We start from the raw sequence: 19178 nt of genomic DNA, 5'->3' as shown, positions 1-19178 counted from the left end.
ACGTTTTACGGTTAGGGGCTATAGCTCAGCTGGGAGAGCGCTTGCATGGCATGCAAGAGGTCAGCGGTTCGATCCCGCTTAGCTCCACCAAACTCTGTTCCCATCAGGTTTGGTTCGTAAAACATCTGTGGGGCTATAGCTCAGCTGGGAGAGCGCTTGCATGGCATGCAAGAGGTCAGCGGTTCGATCCCGCTTAGCTCCACCAAAATTCGAAACCCTCGCTACGGCGGGGGTTTTTTGTTTTCTCCCGCCACTGTAAGCCTGTTTCAGGTTAAGTCAGCATTTCACAACCTTTAGAAGAAAATGTAATTTAAGATTTTTCATCAGGTAAATTACTTGCCTGGTATAATTATTCATTTTAATATTTCTATTGGCGAAATAATGTTCCCGAGTGCTGGAGTTTTGATTAACAATAATGATTGATAAATTTAACATTAATATCAGGAAAACTTTACTTGCGCTCATTGTTTGTTTAATCTCTATTCCATTAGCCCGATTTATTTCACCTGTTGCCCTTGTTGATGGAAATGAAGTATGCCTCGCCTGGCTGCCATTAAGCATGATGTACGCCGTTATATTTATTTTCGGCCGCTATGCTGTCGCTCCATTAATTATCGCCTTTGCCATTACCAACAACTTTATTCTTTCGATGACGCCGCTGCAGGCGGTGCTCATATTATTCTGTCAGCTGTTTTCAGCACTGGTGTCGTGCCTGATTGTCCGGGCGCTGGTGGGCAAACGCTGGCGTGCTGGCTTCTCTGCCAGGCTGATGGGGATGCGAATCTTCTGGGGCGGATTTTTTGCCCCGATACTGATGAAATTAACGATGTATCTGGTGGGCGTCTATTTCTCGTTCCCATTAAGCATATCCAGTTATTTCAAAGGGATGCCGGCAGTTTACACAATAATTGATATTCAGAGTTTGATTGGCGCGGCATTAATATTTACGACGTTTTTCTATTATCCAATGCGGATGGTTATCAATCCACATTATGCCAAAGTATTCTGGCTTCGACATTGCCAACCGTGGTTGACCCGGAAACGCCGGGCCTTTACGCTGTATTGGTTTATGGCGCTGGCGGCAATATTACTGGTGCTCTGCGCGCCTTATAATTCTGACTATATTGCCGGTTATTTAGTGCCGCTGATCTTCATTCTGTATTTTATTGGCATTCGGCGTCTTGGAAATGTATTAATTCGCATTTCGTGGTCGGTGTCGGCCTTTTTGCTGGTGGTCTATAACCGCAATTTTCTCCAGGGCGTACAGACTGAGTATTCAATATCGTTCGTGCTGTCCGTGCTGATCTCCTTCACCATCTGTTTGTTTTATATGGTTGATATTTATGGGCAGAATGAAAGAATCAAGGTCAAATGGCGCGATCAGGCGCAGGAGGATCCGTTAACCGGATTACCCAATCTGCGTGCGCTGGAGTGCTATCTGCGCCAGGAGGGTGATTTCGTCATCAGTAGCCTGCGGATCGCAAACCTGGACTTCCTCAGCCGCCATTACGGCATGATGATGCGGGTGCATTGCAAACGGCAAATTGCCAGTAAGGTACAGCCGTTGCTGGGGGAGAAAGACGATCTGTTTCAGCTACCCGGTAGCGAGCTACTGCTGGTGCTAAGCGGCCCTGAGCCTGTGGCGCGGCTGGCCCACATTGTCGCGATGCTCAATCACAAGAAATACAGCTGGCACAATCAGATGCTGGAATTAGAGTTTGGCGCCGCCTGGGGGCAATACCGTGGCGTAGAAGAAGAGCTTCATCCGATGCTGGGTCAACTGAGCTGGCTGTCGGAGCAGGCCGGGACCGGCCGCCAGGTGCTGGCGCTGGATGCGGCGCAAGAGCATGTGTCCGACCAGACCAGCGAACAAGTGCGAATGCTTACCCTGGTGAAGCGTGCGCTCAATGAACGTGGTCTGGTGCTGTATGCCCAGCCTATTCAGAATGCGGCCGGGGAAGGGTATTACGAAATTCTGACGCGCATGCAGTGCGGCAGCACGATGATCACCCCGGACCAGTTCATTCCCCTGATCGTTCAGTTCAACCTAAGCCAGCGTTTTGACATGCTGGTGCTGGAGACGCTCTTCAGTACCTTACACCAGCACCCAGGGCAGCACTTCTCCGTCAATTTACTGCCTTACACGCTGATGCAAAACAATAGCTCAGCGCAGATTATCGCCCTGTTTAAACGTTATCAGCTGTCGCCGGAGGCCATCACCATCGAGATCACCGAAGAGCAGGCCTTCAGCGATGCAGGGGAAAGCATGCATAACATTCAGCAGCTGCGGGACTTTGGCTGTGCCATCGCCATTGATGACTTTGGTACCGGTTATGCCAATTTCGAACGGTTAAAGCGGCTGCAGGCGGATATCGTGAAGATTGATGGCTGCTTCGTACGCGACCTCGGACGCGACCCGCTGGATGCCATCATGATTAAATCCATCATTGATGTGGCGAAAGTCAAAAACCTGTCGGTGGTCGCGGAGTTTGTGGAGACGGAACAGCAGAAAGAGACGTTACTGGCTTTAGGCGTCGACTATTTGCAGGGGTATTTAATCGGTAAGCCACGTCCGCTCAGCGATCTACGGGCGTAAAAAAGCCGGGACAAGCCCGGCTTCTCGGCATTGATAGAGATTACAGAACCAGCGCCGCGATAGAAGCAGAGAGCACGCTCACCAGCGTGGAACCGTACACCAGCTTCAGACCAAAGCGGGAAACGACGTTACCCTGCTCTTCGTTCAGGCCTTTAATCGCCCCGGCAATAATCCCGATAGAAGAGAAGTTGGCGAAGGAGACCAGGAAGATAGAGATAATGCCTTCAGCGCGTGGAGAGAGCGTGCTGGCAATTTTCTGCAGGTCCATCATCGCGACGAACTCATTCGAAACCAGCTTGGTCGCCATGATACTGCCTACCTGGAGCGCTTCACCGGCCGGAACACCCATCACCCATGCAACCGGATAGAAGATGTAGCCCAGAATCCCCTGGAAGGAGATGCTGTAGCCGAACCAACCGGTCACGGTCGCGAACAGGGCGTTCAGCGCGGAAATCAGAGCGATAAAACCGATCAGCATGGCAGCAACGATAATCGCTACTTTAAAGCCCGCCAGAATGTATTCACCCAGCATTTCAAAGAAGCTCTGACCTTCGTGCAGGTTGGACATCTGCAGGTTTTCTTCGCTTTCTTCTACGCGATACGGGTTAATCAACGACAGCACGATAAAGGTACTGAACATGTTGAGCACCAGCGCAGCAACAACATATTTTGGCTGCAGCATGGTCATGTACGCGCCGACGATAGACATGGAAACGGTCGACATTGCGGTCGCGGCCATGGTGTACATGCGGTTGCGTGACATTTTGCCCAGGATATCTTTATAGGCGATAAAGTTTTCCGACTGGCCCAGAATCAGCGAGCTGACGGCGTTGAAGGATTCCAGCTTGCCCATGCCGTTAATTTTAGACAGCACGGTACCAATCGCGCGAATGACGATAGGCAGGATACGGATGTGCTGCAGAATACCGATCAGCGCGGAGATAAAGACGATAGGGCACAGTACCTTCAGGAAGAAGAAGGCCAGGCCTTTGTCATTCATGTTACCGAAGACGAAGTTGGTCCCTTCGTTGGCAAAGCCGAGCAGCTTTTCGAACATCTCGGAGAAGCCTTTCACAAAACCCAGACCAACATCGGAGTTCAGGAAGAACCATGCCAGCAAGACTTCAATAACAAGTAATTGAATAACATAACGAATGCGAATTTGCTTACGGTTATGGCTGACCAAAAGGGCCAGTATAGCCACCACTACGATCGCGAGAATAAAATGCAAGACGCGGTCCATATTTGCTCCAAATATGAGGCAGGTTAAATTTCTTTGCACATTCTATGTAACAGGAGCAAAGAAAACGAGATCAAATCCACACTATTGCAAGGAACTGTGACCAGTGACTGAAATAGTGATCAAACATACATTTTTGTTATGTTGCGTAAAGGTTTTAAAAGTTGCTTAGATTGTACTACTCTGTGATCTGGCGAGATGCAATTCCATCCATACCCGTTTTTCGTTGTTAGCCGCTATCGTTCCCCCCTATCAAAGCAATAATGACTATCTTTCTAAATGAACTTGATAATCATTCGCATTTTGATAGCATGAAACATAGCAAAGGCTATATTTCAGAGGCAGAAAATGACAGGCACTCGCGTTGAGAATAGCAGCGGTCGCGCAGCGCGCAAGATGAAGCTCGCATTGATGGGGCCTGCGTTCATTGCTGCCATTGGCTATATCGATCCCGGTAACTTTGCCACCAATATCCAGGCCGGGGCCAGTTTTGGCTATCAACTGCTGTGGGTCGTGGTGTGGGCCAATTTAATGGCGATGCTGATTCAGGTGCTGTCGGCAAAACTTGGGATTGCGACCGGTAAAAATCTGGCGGAGCAGATCCGCGATCACTACCCGCGTCCGGTGGTGTGGTTTTATTGGGTGCAGGCGGAAATCATCGCCATGGCTACCGATCTGGCTGAATTTATCGGCGCGGCGATCGGTTTCAAGCTGATACTCGGTATATCGCTGCTGCAGGGGGCCGTACTCACCGGGGTTGCCACCTTCCTGATCCTGATGCTTCAGCGCCGTGGGCAAAAGCCGCTGGAGAAAGTCATCGGCGGATTACTGCTGTTTGTTGCCGTTGCCTATATTGTTGAGCTGATTTTCTCGCGACCGGCGCTGGCGCCGCTGGCGAAAGGGATGATTGTCCCAGGCCTGCCCAATAATGAAGCGGTGTTCCTGGCGGCCGGTGTGCTGGGCGCAACGATTATGCCGCACGTCATCTATCTGCACTCTTCATTAACTCAGAATCTGCACGACGGCACGCGCAAAGAGCGTTACCACGCCACGCGTTGGGATGTCGCGATTGCCATGACTATCGCCGGGTTTGTTAATCTGGCGATGATGGCCACGGCGGCGGCGGCCTTTCACTTTAACGGGCATACGGGCATTGCCAATCTTGATGAGGCCTACCTGACGCTGGAGCCGCTGTTAAGTCATGCGGCGGCAACCATATTTGGCCTGAGTCTGGTGGCCGCCGGTCTGTCATCGACCGTGGTGGGCACGCTGGCAGGGCAGGTGGTGATGCAGGGGTTTATCCGCTTCCATATTCCGCTGTGGTTCCGCCGTCTGGTGACCATGCTGCCATCCTTTATTGTCATCATGATCGGCCTGGACCCGACCCGCATTCTGGTCATGAGCCAGGTGCTGCTCAGCTTTGGTATTGCGCTGGCGCTGGTTCCGCTGCTGATTTTCACCAGCAATGCGCAGCTAATGGGCGAGCTGGTGAATACGCAGTGGATTAAACGGCTGGGCTGGGTGATTGTTGCCATTGTGGTGTTACTGAACGGCTGGTTACTGGTGGGAACGGTACTTGGATTGTAATGGTAGTGGTGGAAATCATTCGGGGAGCCTTGTGGCTCCCCGAAATGTTTAATGATGGCCATGACCGTGGCCGCGGCCACCGCCTGGACCTCGTCCCCAACCGTCGTGACGGTCGCGACGATCGTTCCAGCCTTCGCGATAGCCTCGCTCGTAAGCTTTGCGCTTATCCCAGCCGCGATGGCGCCCGTTGTCATGGTGGTGCCAGCGATTATCACGCCATTCATAATTACGGCGCCAGTAATCGCGGTCTCGCCAACCGCCGCCGTCCCAGTAGTTACCGTAATTATCACGATCGCCTATTTGTAATTTTACAGATGGCAGCAGGGTGATTTCTCCAGCGTTGGCAACCAGTGGCGTTGAAGCCAAAAGCACTGCTGCCAGAATCAGTGACCTGAACATACTCTTCTCCTTCACGATCGGGGCCTGAGAGTCTGATAAATAGACTCTCATTGGGCCTGTTAACGTGATATTACGGGGCGGTAAAGCGCCGTAGCATTGGTGAAACTCCTAAATCACGGATAAGAGCACTTTTTGCTAAAGGAAAATTTGCTTTACGCCGCCAGGATCGCGTCAATTTTCGCGCACTCTTCCGCGCTAAAAAGCCGGTTCCCCAGCATGCCGACAGCATCATCAAGCTGTGCGGTTTTACTGGCGCCAATCAGTACCGAAGTCACTTTTTCTTCCCGCAATACCCAGGCAAGCGCCATCTGCGAGAGCTTTTGTCCACGGGCCTGAGCAAGCGCGTCCAGCTGGCGCACTTTCTCCAGCTTCGCGTCGGTCAGCTGATCCGCTTGCAGGAAACGACTGCCGCTGGCGGCACGGGAATCGGCCGGTATACCGTGTAAATAACGATCCGTCAGTTGACCTCCGGCGAGTGGTGAAAACGCTATGCTTCCGACCCCTGCCGTCTGCAGAAAATCAAGCAGCCCGTCCTCAACCCAGCGTTCGAGCATCGAATATTTCGGCTGATGAATCAGGCACGGCGTACCGAGGTCGTTGAGAATGTTCACCGCTTCAGCGGCCTGCTCAAGAGGATAGTTGGAGAGCCCGACATACAGCGCCTTACCCTGGCGCACAATATGGTCCAGCGCACGCATGGTTTCCTGCAGCGGCGTTTCCGGATCCGGGCGGTGATGATAGAAGATATCGACGTACTCCAGCCCCATTCGCTTCAGGCTTTGGTCGAGGCTGGACACCAGATATTTACGTGACCCCCAGTCGCCGTAAGGCCCGTCCCACATGGTATAGCCGGCTTTGCTGGAGATAATCAGCTCATCGCGATAGGGCAAAAAATCTTCCCGCAGGATACGGCCGAAATTGCTCTCCGCCGAGCCCGGAGGCGGCCCGTAATTATTGGCTAAATCGAAATGGGTGATGCCGAGATCAAAAGCATGACGAAGCAGCTGGCGGCTGGTTTCCACCCGCGTTTCATCACCAAAGTTGTGCCACAGACCGAGTGAAATTGCCGGCAGCTTTAAGCCGCTGCGGCCGCAACGGCGGTATTCCATTGTCTGGTATCGCGCCGAATTTGCCTGGTAAACCATACTTCCTCCGTAGACCGAACAGGTAGTGTATACGTTTACACTAAAGAATGTTCTGCGCAGAGTACACTCCCCACTGGCGTAAATTTTGCTTTCCACTGTGAATATTGATCACAATCTGGACAGTTCGATCGCTTATTCAATACTCAAATTACCTGCAACGGGATTGGAGTATGGAAATGCAACCGACTTACACCATTGGTGATTATCTGCTGGATCGTCTCGTAGATTGCGGCATAGACCGCTTGTTTGGCGTACCCGGAGATTACAATTTACAGTTCCTCGACCGCGTTATTGCCCATGATGCGTTGGGATGGGTTGGTTGTGCGAATGAGCTGAACGCCGCCTATGCCGCCGACGGATACGCACGAATTAAAGGGGCTGGCGCATTGCTGACGACCTATGGCGTCGGCGAGCTGAGCGCCCTTAACGGCGTGGCCGGCAGTTATGCCGAACATGTTCCGGTTCTGCATATCGTTGGGGCGCCCTGTACCGGCTCACAGCAGCGGGGGGAGCTTCTGCACCATACTCTGGGGGATGGCGATTTCACACACTTTGCCCGCATGAGCGAGCAGATCACCTGTACCCAGGCCACCCTGACGGCCGAGAACGCCTGCCATGAAATCGATCGCGTACTCAGCGAGATGTTAACGCACCATCGTCCCGGTTATTTGATGCTGCCGGCCGACGTGGCCAAAGCGAAAGCCACGCCGCCGGCACGTCGTTTGACAATAGAAGGGCCGCCTGCCGATGAAAACCAGCTGGCTGGCTTCCGTGAACACGCCGGGCAGATGCTGCGCAGCAGTCGCCGGGTATCGCTGCTGGCTGATTTCCTCGCGCAGCGTTATGGCCTGCAGGATACGCTGCGAGCGTGGGTGGCGAAAACGCCGATGGCCTGTGCCACCATGCTGATGGGGAAAGGGCTGTTTGATGAACAACAGCGCGGTTTTGTGGGTACCTACAGCGGGATTGCCAGCGCGGTATCCACACGCGAAGCTATCGAAAATGCCGATACCATCATCTGTGTCGGGACCCGCTTTACCGATACCATCACCGCCGGATTCACCCAGCATTTACCCCAGGAGCGGACGATCGAGATCCAGCCTTTCGCCGTCCGGGTCGGTGACCATTGGTTCAGCCGTATCCCAATGGACCAGGCGCTTGGGGTGTTGATGACCCTATCCACCAGCCTGGCCGCAGAGTGGTCGATGCCGGCCTGTAGCGCGCCGGAAGTGGCCTGCGCGGCGAGCGGGCCTCTCACCCAGGAGAATTTCTGGAGTACCGTCCAGGAACAACTGCGCCCGGGCGATATTATTCTGGCCGATCAGGGCACCGCGGCGTTTGGCGTTGCGGCGCTGAAACTACCCTCTGATGCCACCTTGCTGGTCCAGCCGCTATGGGGCTCCATCGGATTTACCCTGCCGGCCGCCTACGGCGCGCAGACCGCAGCGCCGGGCAGGCGAGTGGTGCTGATTGTGGGCGACGGGGCGGCGCAGCTGACGATTCAGGAGCTGGGCTCCATGCTGCGGGATAAACAAAACCCGTTGATTCTGCTGCTCAATAACGAAGGCTATACCGTTGAGCGCGCGATACACGGGCCGGAGCAGCGTTATAACGATATCGCGCTGTGGGACTGGAACCGTCTGCCAGAGGCGTTTGCTCCGGATGTTCCTTCCCGGTGCTGGCGCGTGACGGATACGCAAGGCCTGGAGGACGCGATAGCCGACAGCGTTGGCTCAGACAAGCTGACGCTGGTGGAGGTCATGCTGCCGAAAATGGACATCCCTGATTTCCTGAGGGCAGTGACCCAGGCGCTGGAGGAGCGAAACAGCCGCGTTTAGTCGTTGCGGTGTCTGGCGATCATTAACGGCTTCCCGGCCAGCAGCAGCCAGGCCGGGAGCATCACGATGCACAGCAGCGGCAACAGCGTAGTATCCGGCACCACCACTGCGGCCATAAAAAGGCTCAGCCAGCCATCGCGGGTTACTACCAGCGTCATGCCAAGGATCGCGCAGGAGACGGTAATGGCCGCCGGCACCGCATCAACGTGCGCGTGCAACATTAAGCCCAGCGCCACGCCGACGAACACCGCAGGGAAAATCCGCCCACCGCGAAAACCACTGGCGGACGCAATCACTAGCGCCGCCAGTTTCACCAGCGCAATCAGCAAAAAGTCGCCTGAGGTCAACGTTTGACTCACGGCGATCTGCTGCATTTCATCCAGCCCTTTGAACAGCGTGATATGCCCGCCCAGGGCGCCGAGGATCCCCAGCAACAAGCCGCCGAGGCCGAGGACTAACACCGGGTTTTTCAGGCGATTCATCAGCGTGTGCAGTCGCGGTAAACACCAGACGGCCACCATGCCGACGGCGATGGCGATAAGGGTCACAATCGCGCCGCTGAAGATATCGACCAGATGCATTTGTGCATACACGGGGATCGGCAACGAGAAATTGGGGTGGAAGAACAAATCGGTAGTCAGCGCGCCAGCAGCGGCCGCCAGCAGCGGGGCGAACAGCCGGTCCCACAATGGCACGTCGTTGCTGCTATTAAGGGTTTGCGAAAAGATCAGCGCGGCGGCCACCGGCGTGCCAAACAGGGAGCCGATAGTGCCGGAGGCGGCAAGAATCGTCCAGTCCAGCGAACTGACGCGGGGGAACAGGCGGGAGCCTACGGCCACCGCCAGCGCAATGTTCATCACCATAATCGGATGTTCCGGCCCGAGGCTGACGCCACCGGCGAGGCCAAGCACTAATGCCGCCACCAGGCCCGGCAGCGCGCCGGTGTTGATGGGCTCACCGATTAACGCTTCGGTGGCCGGGTCCGGCCCGGCATGTCCGGGGCTATAACGCACGATCAGGCCAACGGCGATACCGGTCAACGTCAGGATGGCGATGATCCACAGCGAGCTGCTGGCGTCGATACCTAAACCCGACGGGATGCTGGACCACAGGAAATGCTGCAGGATAGCCGCAATCTTCATCGTCACAATCAATACCAGGCTGGAAGCGATACCAATAATGACGGCCGGTATCGCTAACAACAGCATTGTTCTTGCACGCGGATGCAGCATGAAGCATTTCCTTTTAAAGTCGTAAAGTACGATTTTGCACTTGCGCCCAGGGGGCGTCGATGCAAATGGTGCTGAAACGATAAACTTAAGGTGGTGCCTGACGATCCCGGAGGATGAACGGAATCATATTGCACAGATTACAACCTAAATGTGATGTAGGTCGCTAAACTGTGGGCACTTATACGTTGGTCGTTGTTGTTAGGGCATCATGAATTTACAGTGTGCCAAAAGAATCATTTTGACTTTAGTGGAGCCGTAACGGAATGACAAAATTTGCTTTAGTAGGAGACGTCGGCGGGACCAATGCCCGACTGGCATTATGCGACATGGCCAGCGGGGAGATTTCCCAGGCAAAAACCTATTCCGGGCTCGATTATCCCAGCCTTGAGGCCGTGGTTCGCGTCTATCTGGACGAGAAGAGTGTAGACGTTGAAGATGGCTGCATCGCCATTGCCTGTCCGATCACCGGTGACTGGGTGGCGATGACCAACCATACCTGGGCGTTTTCGATCGCCGAAATGAGAGAGAACCTCGGCTTTTCGCACCTGGAAATCATCAACGATTTTACCGCGGTCTCAATGGCTATCCCGATGCTCAAGGCTGAACACCTGATTCAGTTTGGCGGCACCGCGCCGGTCGAAGGCAAACCCATTGCGGTCTACGGTGCTGGCACCGGCCTTGGCGTTGCCCACCTGGTCCACGTCGACAAGCGCTGGGTGAGCCTGCCGGGCGAAGGCGGCCACGTTGATTTCGCGCCAAACAGCGAAGAAGAGGGCATTATTCTGCAGGAGTTGCGCGCGGAACTGGGGCACGTCTCCGCCGAGCGCGTGTTGTCTGGCCCGGGGCTGGTCTATCTGTATCGCGCAATCGTCAAAGCGGATGGCCGCCTGCCGGAAAATCTCCAGCCGAAAGACGTCACCGAACGCGCGCTGGCCGACACCTGCATTGATTGCCGTCGTGCGCTGTCGCTGTTCTGCGTCATCATGGGGCGTTTCGGCGGCAACCTGGCGCTGAACCTGGCGACCTTTGGTGGGGTGTATATTGCCGGCGGCATTGTGCCTCGTTTCCTTGAGTTCTTTAAGGCTTCCGGCTTCCGCGGTGGTTTTGAAGACAAAGGGCGCTTTAAAGCCTTTGTTCAGGATATTCCCGTCTACCTGATCGTCCACGATAATCCAGGCCTGCTGGGTTCCGGGGCGCATCTGCGCCAGACGCTGGGGCAGATTCTCTAACCCCGCCTCAGATAGCCCGTTCCGGCAAGATAACGCCCGGGCGGGCTATACGCTGCTCACTACAGATGCATCAGCTGGCGAAACTCTTTGACCTTGCTGCGGCTGACCGGGACCTGAAATTCCAGATCGCGTAAGCGCAGAATGTAGGTATTGTTGAACCACGGCTCAATCTCGCGAATTTTATTCAGGTTAACGCAGTAGGAGCGGTGGCAACGGAAGAAGTGCGCTGGCGGTAGCTTGCTGCAGAATTCCGTAATGTTCATCGGCATCACGAACGATTCCCGCCGGGTATAGACAAACGTCATTTTTTCGTGCGCTTCGGCGTAATAAATATCGTGGATGCTGGTCACGATAATCCGCTCGTCTTTAATCAGATTGATCGTGTCATTTTCACGCTGCGGATTGGGCACAGTACCGGCACCGCTGGCCGTTTGCTGCTGTTGCTGCCAGGCGCTGGTCAGCTTCTGCAGCATGTTAATAATCCGCGACTCCTGGTACGGTTTGAGAATATAGTCGAACGCTTCCAGCTCAAAGGCCTCCACCGCATGCTCTTTCCAGGCGGTGATAAACACGATAAACGGTTTATGCGCGAACTGACTGATGTTCTGCGCCAGCAGAACACCGTCCAGCGAGGGAATATTGATGTCGAGAAAAATGGCATCGACCTTGTTGTGCTGCAGGAATTTCAGGACGTCCAGCCCGTCATCAAAGGTAGCGACAATCTCCATCTGGCTATGGGTGTTAATCAGCCAGGTGAGCTCCTGCTGCGCCGGAAATTCATCTTCAACAATGATAACTTTCATTTTTTCTCCGCTCATGGCAACAGGGACACCGGAGTCGGCTCAGCTACGAGCTTGTTGGGCACATAGAACGCAATCTCCGTTCCGGGGGTCATGCGGCGGATATGCAATCCTTCGCCATACAGCAATTTTACGCGATGATGCACGTTAAGCAGGCCAATCTTATTGCCCGGCATTTCATCGGCTTCCACTCGGGCAACCACGTCCGGATCGATGCCATTACCGGTATCGCGCACGCTAATACGCACCCGGTTGCCGCACTCGGTGATGCCAATAGTGACCACGCCTTTACCTTTGCACGGCTGGATCCCGTGGACGATAGCATTCTCCACCAGGGGTTGAATCAGCAGGCTTGGGATCACGCAACTGACTTCATCATCAATATCGTAGATAACGGTCAGCTTATCGCCGAAGCGCGCCTGCTCGATGGCAATATAATCCTTTATTTGGTACAGCTCCCTTTTGATATCAATCTGCTCGTCGTCTTTTAATTCAATGTTATAGCGCAAATAGCGCGACAAATTAAAAATGAGCTGGCGCGCGGTGTCCGGATTCATGCGGATTGAAGATGAAATCGCATTGAGGGCATTAAACAGAAAATGCGGGTTGATTTTGCTCTGTAGGGCGCGAAGTTCAGCCTTGTTAGCCATTTCCCGCAGCTGCTCAGCGCGCGAAACCTCCAGCTGGGTAGAGATGATCTGTGACAGCCCGATGGCCATCTCCTGCAGTGATGAGGTGATGCGATGGGCATGGCAGTAATAGATTTTCAACGTGCCGGTAACGATGCCTTTCTCCCGCAGGGGGATCACCAGCATGGAGTGGATTTCCGGGGTGCGGTGCGCTTCATCATTGTTCTTAATGATGATTTTCCCGCTTTCGATAGCCTGACGGGTGGTAGGGCTGATGCTATTGTCATGGTCGTGATAGTTGCTTTCACCAAATCCGACATAGGCCAGCACCCGGTCGGTGGTGGTGATCGCGACGGCATCGGCATTAATATCGCGGCGAATAATATCGCAGACCTGACGCAGCGATTCGCTGTTGACATGGCGAAAGAGCGGCAGCGTTTTATTGGCGATATCCAGCGCCAGTTTTGCCTGACGCGCCGCGCTGGCCTCTTTTTCCCCTTCGACGCTCTGCACCAGCAGAACGATAAAGCCGATGCAGACGCTGCCAAGGATCATCGGGATCCCGATTTTGGAGACAATATCGATACCCTGCGAGAGCGAAGGTGCCCACAATATCACGAGGATCATGGTGAGGGTTTCGCAGAGCATGCCGGCGAGGATCCCGACCTTCCAGCGCTGTGCCTTCGGGACCTTACGGCTAATCAGCCCTGACAATAGCCCGGCGACAATGCTGGTGATAAAGCAGGGCACGGCGGTAACGCCGTCGATATCGATGAGATAGCGGTGAACCCCCGCAATCACGCCGACGATGGCCCCGACCCAGGGACCAAACAGGATACCGCCGGACATCACGGCGATAATGCGCACGTTGACCAGGGAGCCTTCTACCGGCACCCCGGACCAGGTGCTGAACAGTGCAAACAGGGAAAAGATGGCGATAACCGCCAGCAGCTCTTTCGGCGTATGCGCCGATTTATGCAGCAGCTCGCGGAACAGGCGCAGGCGAATCAGGAAAAAAAGACAAATCAGCATCAGCGCCGCGCGGTCAAATACCGCCAGCAGCATAGTGAATATTTCGTGCATGAGTGCGCCGTATCTATCGCGGGAAAGAGACATGATAAAAAACCTGAGGTCAGAAGGCCAGCCGAAGAGGCCAGCGGAGTGGGGAATGAGGAAAAGTTGCACAAATAAAAGGGGATTAATGACAAAGCCTGAGAGCGGGCGAGACCAACATCCGGAATGATAAAAACAGGTAAATTAATAGATATTAATATGTTGCAGTCAATTTTCCTCCCGGCTAAATCGAGGAGCGCCCCTGCCGCATTTTTGGGAGACGATACCCCTTTTTTTGCCAGATATTATTTTTTGTTCACCCCCTCGACAGCATCATTTTTTTCGGGTTATTTTCTAAGCTTGTCGCACAGGCGACAGCGTCGCTCGGACGGTCCGGGCGCTAACGTTAATCTGAGGAATCTATGGCTGAATCCAGTCCTGAACGCCGTTTTACGCGTATCGATCGTCTGCCCCCGTATGTATTTAACATTACCGCTGAACTGAAAATGGCTGCGCGTCGGCGCGGCGAAGATATTATCGATTTCAGTATGGGCAACCCCGATGGAGCGACCCCGCCGCATATCGTCGAAAAACTCTGCACCGTTGCCCAGCGGCCTGATACGCATGGCTACTCAACATCGCGCGGTATTCCTCGCCTGCGTCGCGCAATTTCGCGCTGGTATCAGGATCGCTATAACGTCGAGATCGATCCGGAATCAGAAGCGATTGTCACCATCGGCTCAAAAGAAGGGCTGGCACACCTGATGCTGGCGACGCTGGATCATGGTGACACGGTGCTGGTGCCAAATCCGAGCTACCCGATTCATATCTACGGCGCGGTGATTGCTGGCGCCCAGGTACGCTCAGTGCCGCTGGTGGAGGGCGTTGATTTCTTCAACGAGCTGGAGCGTGCGATCCGCGAAAGCTACCCGAAACCTAAAATGATGATCCTTGGTTTCCCGTCCAACCCGACCGCGCAGTGCGTCGAGCTGGAGTTCTTTGAAAAAGTGGTCGCGCTGGCGAAGCGTTACGATGTGCTGGTGGTCCACGATCTGGCCTATGCCGATATCGTATATGACGGCTGGAAAGCGCCGTCGATCATGGAAGTCCCCGGCGCGCGCGATGTCGCGGTGGAGTTCTTTACCCTCTCCAAAAGTTACAATATGGCCGGCTGGCGTATCGGCTTTATGGTGGGGAACAAAACCCTGGTCAACGCGCTGGCCCGTATTAAAAGCTATCACGACTACGGCACCTTCACGCCGTTACAGGTCGCAGCGATTGCCGCGCTGGAAGGCGATCAGCAGTGCGTGCGTGATATTGCAGAGCAGTACAAGCGCCGTCGCGATGTGCTGGTGAAAGGGCTGCATGAAGCGGGCTGGATGGTCGAGTGTCCGAAGGCATCCATGTACGTATGGGCGAAAATTCCGGAGCAGTATGCGGCGCTGGGATCGCTGGAGTTTGCTAAAAAGCTGCTGCAGGATGCGAAAGTGTGCGTCTCTCCGGGCATCGGCTTCGGCGATTACGGCGACACCCATGTGCGCTTCGCGCTGATCGAAAACCGCGACCGTATCCGTCAGGCGATTCGTGGGATTAAATCGATGTTCCGCGCTGACGGGCTGCTGCCTGCCTCGGGCAAGTCGACCGGCGACAGTCAGGAATAACCTGGCGAATCAACGAATACCGGCAATAAAAAAGGGAGCCTTCTGGCTCCCGTTTTTTTTGACGCTGACAGTGCTAGATCATCAGGGCAAAAGTACCGGCCCATACGATGACCATAAACGACACGCCCATAATAAAGTATTTCACGACTCATCACTCCGCGTTCTCGGCGAAACGCCTAAATGAATATAATTTTCATTGTTGATACTGATCTGTCGCGGTAAAACCAGACGATTCTGGCGGCTGCGGCAGATCGAAATTCTGTGCGGTTAGGGCTCCAGATGGCGCTAATGTACGCCTAAAAAATCAGGGAAACAAGCGGCATTTTTTTATTAATTTTTAGTTACTTACGAGTGTCGTGATTCGGCGACACATTAATTTCATTCGGTAATAAATTCTATTCTGGCGACGGCTTTTTACCGCCGTGCTCTTGCGGTGATAGCTGCTTGATTTTGGGATTTTTTCTATTGTTGGCATGACGCCGGGACGACACGGAAAATCGTCCCGCGTCGCCGCCATTACCTGATTTAATCGCCAATCGGTTCCCGCTGTCGCCACTCCTGCGGATAGCGGGCTGGCACAAAACTGAAGGTCACCACCATCAGGGTGGCGACGCAGACGGCGTGAAACATCCAGTCCAGCACATAATCGCCGCTCAGACTACGGAGCAGACCTGCCAGCCACGGAGAGGCCCCGGCCACGATAAACCCGATCCCCTGCATAAATGCCACCAGCCGACCGGCGATGGCAGGCTGTCGGGCATGGTCGAGCGCCAGTACCAGGCACAGTGGAAAAGCGCCGCCTAAACCGACCCCGGCGCTGATGGCCCACAGTTGTGGCATTTGCTGCGGCAGCCAGATAAAACCGCAGAACCCCATGAGCTGGAGGAGTAACGTCAGGATTAATAACCGACGGCGATCGTCGTGCCGGGCCAGCATCGGGATCAGCAGCGCGCCGGCGGTCTGGCCGACGGTTAATATTGCCAGCAGGGTACCGCTGAACTGGGCGCTATAGCCCGCCTGCATATAATAAGGCGGCAGCCAGGCGATTAAACTGGTGTAGCCGCCGTTAATCAGGCCGAAGTAGAGCCCGAGGGTCCAGGCGCGGCGATGGCGGAATACCGACACGGCAGCCCCTGATGCAACGGGTGACGGGGCAGGCAGTGTTCGGCCGATCGCCCACCAGCCAAACAGCGCCGCAACGGCGGGCAGCGACCACCAGGCAAGGGCGTCATGCCAGACGGCACTGTGCTGAGCCAGCCAGGGCGTCAACGCGGCACCTAAACCGCCACCCCCCATCAGCGCTGCGGACCACAGCCCCATGACCTGCGGCGTCCGTTGGGAAAACTGCCGTTTGATCATCGCCGGAATGGTCGCCTGAATAATACCGATCCCAATCCCGCCCAGCAGGGCGCTACTGAGCAGCAGCCCGCTGTGTGGCGCGAGTTCGCGCAGCAGCGCGCCGGTAGCAATCATCAACAGGCTGAGCGCAACCCCACGGCTTTCGCTGAGATGACGATCGATCCACGGGCTTGCCAGCGCCAGAAGCCCCATCGCCATCACCGGTAGTGCGGTGAGCAGTGAAATAAGGGCAAACCCCATGCCGCTGGCCTGCTGTAGTTGCGGCAGCAGCGGTCCGATGGAGGTCAGCAGCGGGCGCATATTAATACCGACCAGAACCAACACCAGCAGCATCAGGCCGTTGCGGGGCATCGGGTTCATGGCTGTGTATCCGCCCGGTGCATGAGTGCAAGCTGAAGATGGTGGTGATGAACAGACATAGCGGCTCCTGAAGAGAGAAACAAGCGAGTGGCGAAGGGGAAGCGTTGCGGCTGAGTACACAAACAGGGTACGCAGGTTGTTTCATAAGTTAAAAGACTTATTTATGATTAACTCGATTTGTTTTGCTTATGGGAAATCGCATGTTGCTACGTCATCTCACCTGTTTTCTGGCGGTCGCGGAACACCGCGGCTTTACCCGCGCGGCAACGGCGCTGCATGTTTCGCAGCCGGCGCTGTCGCAACAAATTCGCCAGCTTGAAGCGTCGCTGGGGACGCAGCTTTTTGACCGCAGCGGGCGTCACACTCGGTTGACGGATGCCGGAGAAGCCTGGCTCATTTACGCTCGTCGGGTCATGCAGGATCTGGAAGAGGGCAGACGGGCGATCCATGATGTGGAGGACCTGCAGCGGGGCTCGTTACGGGTAGCGATGACGCCGACCTTCACGACCTATTTTATGGGGCCGCTGGTGGCGGCGTTTTATCAGCGTTACCCCAATATCACGCTGACGATGCGAGAAATGCCGCAGGACCGAATGGAAGCGCTGTTACTGAATGATGAGCTGGATGCCGGAATTGCCTTTAGCGACGTTGGTTCGGCGGATATTGTCGCGACGCCTTTGCTCAGCGAAACGCTGGCGCTGGTAGTGGGGCGTCATCATCCGCTGGCGGAGCAGCGGCGGGTAAAGCTGGAGGCCCTGAATCAGCAGGCGTTGATTTTATTGAGCGAGGAGTTTGCCACCCGCGAACAAATCGATCGCTACTGTCGGCAGCATCATGTTCAGCCGAAGATTCAGATGGAGGCCAACTCCATCAGCGCGGTACTGACCGTGATTCAGCGGACCCAACTGGCGACGCTGTTACCGGCGGCCATCGTGCGGGATCGTGACGATCTGGTGGCGGTGGAACTTACCCCGCTACTGCTGGAGAGGACCGCCTGTTTGTTACAGCACAAAGCAGCCTGGCAGAGCGCCGCCGCGCGGGCATTTAGCGCCCTGACATTACAGATAGCCGGGGAGCTGAAGACCGGAGCCGCCCACGCTTACCAGGTATAGCCGACGGCGAGAATGCCATAGAGCTCGCCGTTGTGCTGCACGATAGGGCTGTCGGCGATGTCTTTGTCATACAGTTCGTAGTTTGCTGCGAACATGCCGACCCAGTGGGGGCTGAAACGGTAGCTGGTGATAATCGCCGCCATTGGCGAGACGGTGGTGCCGGTATCCCACTGCTGGCGTTGCGGAGTCGCTTCGCTGGCCGAGATGCCGCCGAAATAGTAGTTCGCCATATTGCTGCTGCGGATCATCAGCCCCATGCCAGGCATCACCAGCAGATTATCTTTGATGATCGGGAAATCTGCCCACAGCAGCAGTTCTTGCCCATCGCTGCGGCCTGTCACGTCAGAGCTGAGACGGGCGCTCAGCAGCGCGTAGGGGGTGATGAGCGTTGCGCCGATCCCCGCTTCAAACTCGCCTTTGCGTTTCTCCATGCCTTTGAAAGCAGCATCATCGCTGGGATCGAGGTTGCCAAAGCGCCAGCGGCCATATCCGTAAAAAGCCACTTTGTCGTCAATATGGAAGTAGTAACGGGCGCGATCGCCGAGATAGATAAACTGATCGCCAAAGTAGAGGCCACCGGGAATGAAATAGGTATCGTTGTCCTGCTTCTGGTAGCGAGCCGTTCCGCTAATGGCGGCGGCACCCAGCACAAACCCTTTTGGTACCGGGCTGTCAGGGTTATTTCCGGAAAAGATATCGATGGAACCCAGGTCAACCTCGGCGCTGGCGGGCGAAGAGCACAACATCAGGGAGCAGAGGGCAGCGGCAGAATAGCGAAATGGTTTCATCCGGGTTCCAAATATGATCAGGGAATATGGCGCGAAAACATGCAGATGCTTTGTACATGAAGCACTGCCAATGTGAATATATACCAGCGCAGCCCACTCCGTGGGCCGGTTTTTTGTTTTTTCTTAATTTGTGACGGGCGTTTTTCCGGG

The 19178-nt window shown here is 55.0% G+C and carries 15 protein-coding genes and 2 tRNA genes; 8 read left to right on the top strand and 9 right to left on the bottom strand.

Annotated elements, in window-relative coordinates; translation table 11 throughout:
- Positions 1–14 precede the first annotated feature (14 nt).
- The 3 genes from EDF82_RS09905 (at position 15) to EDF82_RS09895 (ending at position 2596) form a co-directional block, all read left to right on the top strand.
- Positions 15–90: transfer RNA gene (locus tag EDF82_RS09905), tRNA-Ala, on the top strand.
- A 39-nt stretch (positions 91–129) separates the two neighbouring features.
- A tRNA-Ala gene (locus tag EDF82_RS09900) sits at positions 130–205 on the top strand.
- Between the two features lie 210 nt (positions 206–415).
- On the top strand, positions 416–2596 hold the full coding sequence (locus EDF82_RS09895) for an EAL domain-containing protein (RefSeq protein WP_123755306.1): 2181 nt from the start codon (positions 416–418) through the stop codon (positions 2594–2596).
- Between the two features lie 40 nt (positions 2597–2636).
- Here the strand turns inward: EDF82_RS09895 and EDF82_RS09890 are convergent, their stop codons facing one another.
- Positions 2637–3839, bottom strand: a complete 1203-nt coding sequence (locus EDF82_RS09890) for a NupC/NupG family nucleoside CNT transporter (protein WP_123755305.1) — start codon at positions 3837–3839, stop codon at positions 2637–2639.
- Between the two features lie 345 nt (positions 3840–4184).
- Here EDF82_RS09890 and EDF82_RS09885 point away from each other — a divergent pair, with 345 nt between their 5' ends.
- The gene (locus tag EDF82_RS09885) at positions 4185–5423 is read left to right on the top strand and encodes an Nramp family divalent metal transporter (protein ID WP_123755304.1); all 1239 of its coding nucleotides are present in this window, start codon (positions 4185–4187) and stop codon (positions 5421–5423) included.
- A gap of 48 nt (positions 5424–5471) precedes the next feature.
- On the opposite strand, the gene EDF82_RS09880 is transcribed toward EDF82_RS09885, so the two are convergent.
- Both EDF82_RS09880 and mgrA read right to left on the bottom strand, forming a co-directional pair.
- A complete protein-coding gene (locus EDF82_RS09880) occupies positions 5472–5822 on the bottom strand; it encodes a DUF2502 domain-containing protein (RefSeq protein WP_123755303.1) in 351 nt (116 codons plus the stop codon).
- Between the two features lie 152 nt (positions 5823–5974).
- Entirely contained in the window at positions 5975–6967 is a 993-nt protein-coding gene (gene mgrA / locus EDF82_RS09875) for an L-glyceraldehyde 3-phosphate reductase (protein WP_123755302.1), read from the bottom strand.
- A 176-nt stretch (positions 6968–7143) separates the two neighbouring features.
- Between mgrA and EDF82_RS09870 the strand changes: the two genes are divergently transcribed.
- Positions 7144–8805, top strand: a complete 1662-nt coding sequence (locus tag EDF82_RS09870; RefSeq protein WP_123755532.1) for an alpha-keto acid decarboxylase family protein — start codon at positions 7144–7146, stop codon at positions 8803–8805.
- Here the strand turns inward: EDF82_RS09870 and EDF82_RS09865 are convergent.
- Positions 8802–10037 (bottom strand): ion channel protein, encoded by a 1236-nt coding sequence (locus EDF82_RS09865; protein WP_123755301.1) that lies wholly within the window; start codon positions 10035–10037, stop codon positions 8802–8804. The genes EDF82_RS09870 and EDF82_RS09865 overlap by 4 nt on opposite strands.
- Before the next feature lie 263 nt (positions 10038–10300).
- Between EDF82_RS09865 and glk the strand changes: the two genes are divergently transcribed.
- Complete coding sequence (gene glk / locus EDF82_RS09860; protein ID WP_123755300.1) at positions 10301–11266, top strand: glucokinase; 966 nt, start codon at positions 10301–10303, stop codon at positions 11264–11266.
- Positions 11267–11325: 59 nt separating this feature from the next.
- Here glk and EDF82_RS09855 read toward each other — a convergent pair whose 3' ends face one another.
- Together EDF82_RS09855 and EDF82_RS09850 are read right to left on the bottom strand one after the other, a co-directional pair.
- Entirely contained in the window at positions 11326–12069 is a 744-nt protein-coding gene (locus tag EDF82_RS09855; protein ID WP_123755531.1) for a LytTR family DNA-binding domain-containing protein, read from the bottom strand.
- Between the two features lie 11 nt (positions 12070–12080).
- Positions 12081–13760, bottom strand: a complete 1680-nt coding sequence (locus tag EDF82_RS09850) for a sensor histidine kinase (protein WP_199733695.1) — start codon at positions 13758–13760, stop codon at positions 12081–12083.
- A gap of 410 nt (positions 13761–14170) precedes the next feature.
- On the opposite strand from EDF82_RS09850, the gene alaC reads away from it, so the two are divergent.
- A complete protein-coding gene (alaC, locus tag EDF82_RS09845) occupies positions 14171–15409 on the top strand; it encodes an alanine transaminase (protein ID WP_123755298.1) in 1239 nt (412 codons plus the stop codon).
- Positions 15410–15482: 73 nt separating this feature from the next.
- Here the strand turns inward: alaC and ypdK are convergent, their stop codons facing one another.
- Together ypdK and EDF82_RS09835 are read right to left on the bottom strand one after the other, a co-directional pair.
- On the bottom strand, positions 15483–15554 hold the full coding sequence (ypdK, locus tag EDF82_RS09840; RefSeq protein ID WP_099130696.1) for a membrane protein YpdK: 72 nt from the start codon (positions 15552–15554) through the stop codon (positions 15483–15485).
- Between the two features lie 380 nt (positions 15555–15934).
- Entirely contained in the window at positions 15935–17128 is a 1194-nt protein-coding gene (locus EDF82_RS09835) for a cyanate transporter (protein ID WP_123755297.1), read from the bottom strand.
- A gap of 200 nt (positions 17129–17328) precedes the next feature.
- On the opposite strand from EDF82_RS09835, the gene cynR reads away from it, so the two are divergent.
- Positions 17329–18240, top strand: a complete 912-nt coding sequence (cynR, locus tag EDF82_RS09830) for a transcriptional regulator CynR (RefSeq protein ID WP_123755296.1) — start codon at positions 17329–17331, stop codon at positions 18238–18240.
- Here the strand turns inward: cynR and EDF82_RS09825 are convergent.
- Positions 18228–19028 (bottom strand): MipA/OmpV family protein, encoded by an 801-nt coding sequence (locus tag EDF82_RS09825; RefSeq protein WP_174507744.1) that lies wholly within the window; start codon positions 19026–19028, stop codon positions 18228–18230. The genes cynR and EDF82_RS09825 overlap by 13 nt on opposite strands.
- Between the last annotated feature and the right edge of the window lie 150 nt (positions 19029–19178).

Origin of the sequence: Klebsiella sp. BIGb0399, assembly GCF_003752615.1 — a bacterium.
GTDB classification, from domain to species: domain Bacteria; phylum Pseudomonadota; class Gammaproteobacteria; order Enterobacterales; family Enterobacteriaceae; genus Klebsiella; species Klebsiella lignicola.
The sequence above is the reverse complement of the archived record's forward strand: the minus strand, read 5'-3'. Positions and strand labels throughout refer to the sequence as shown.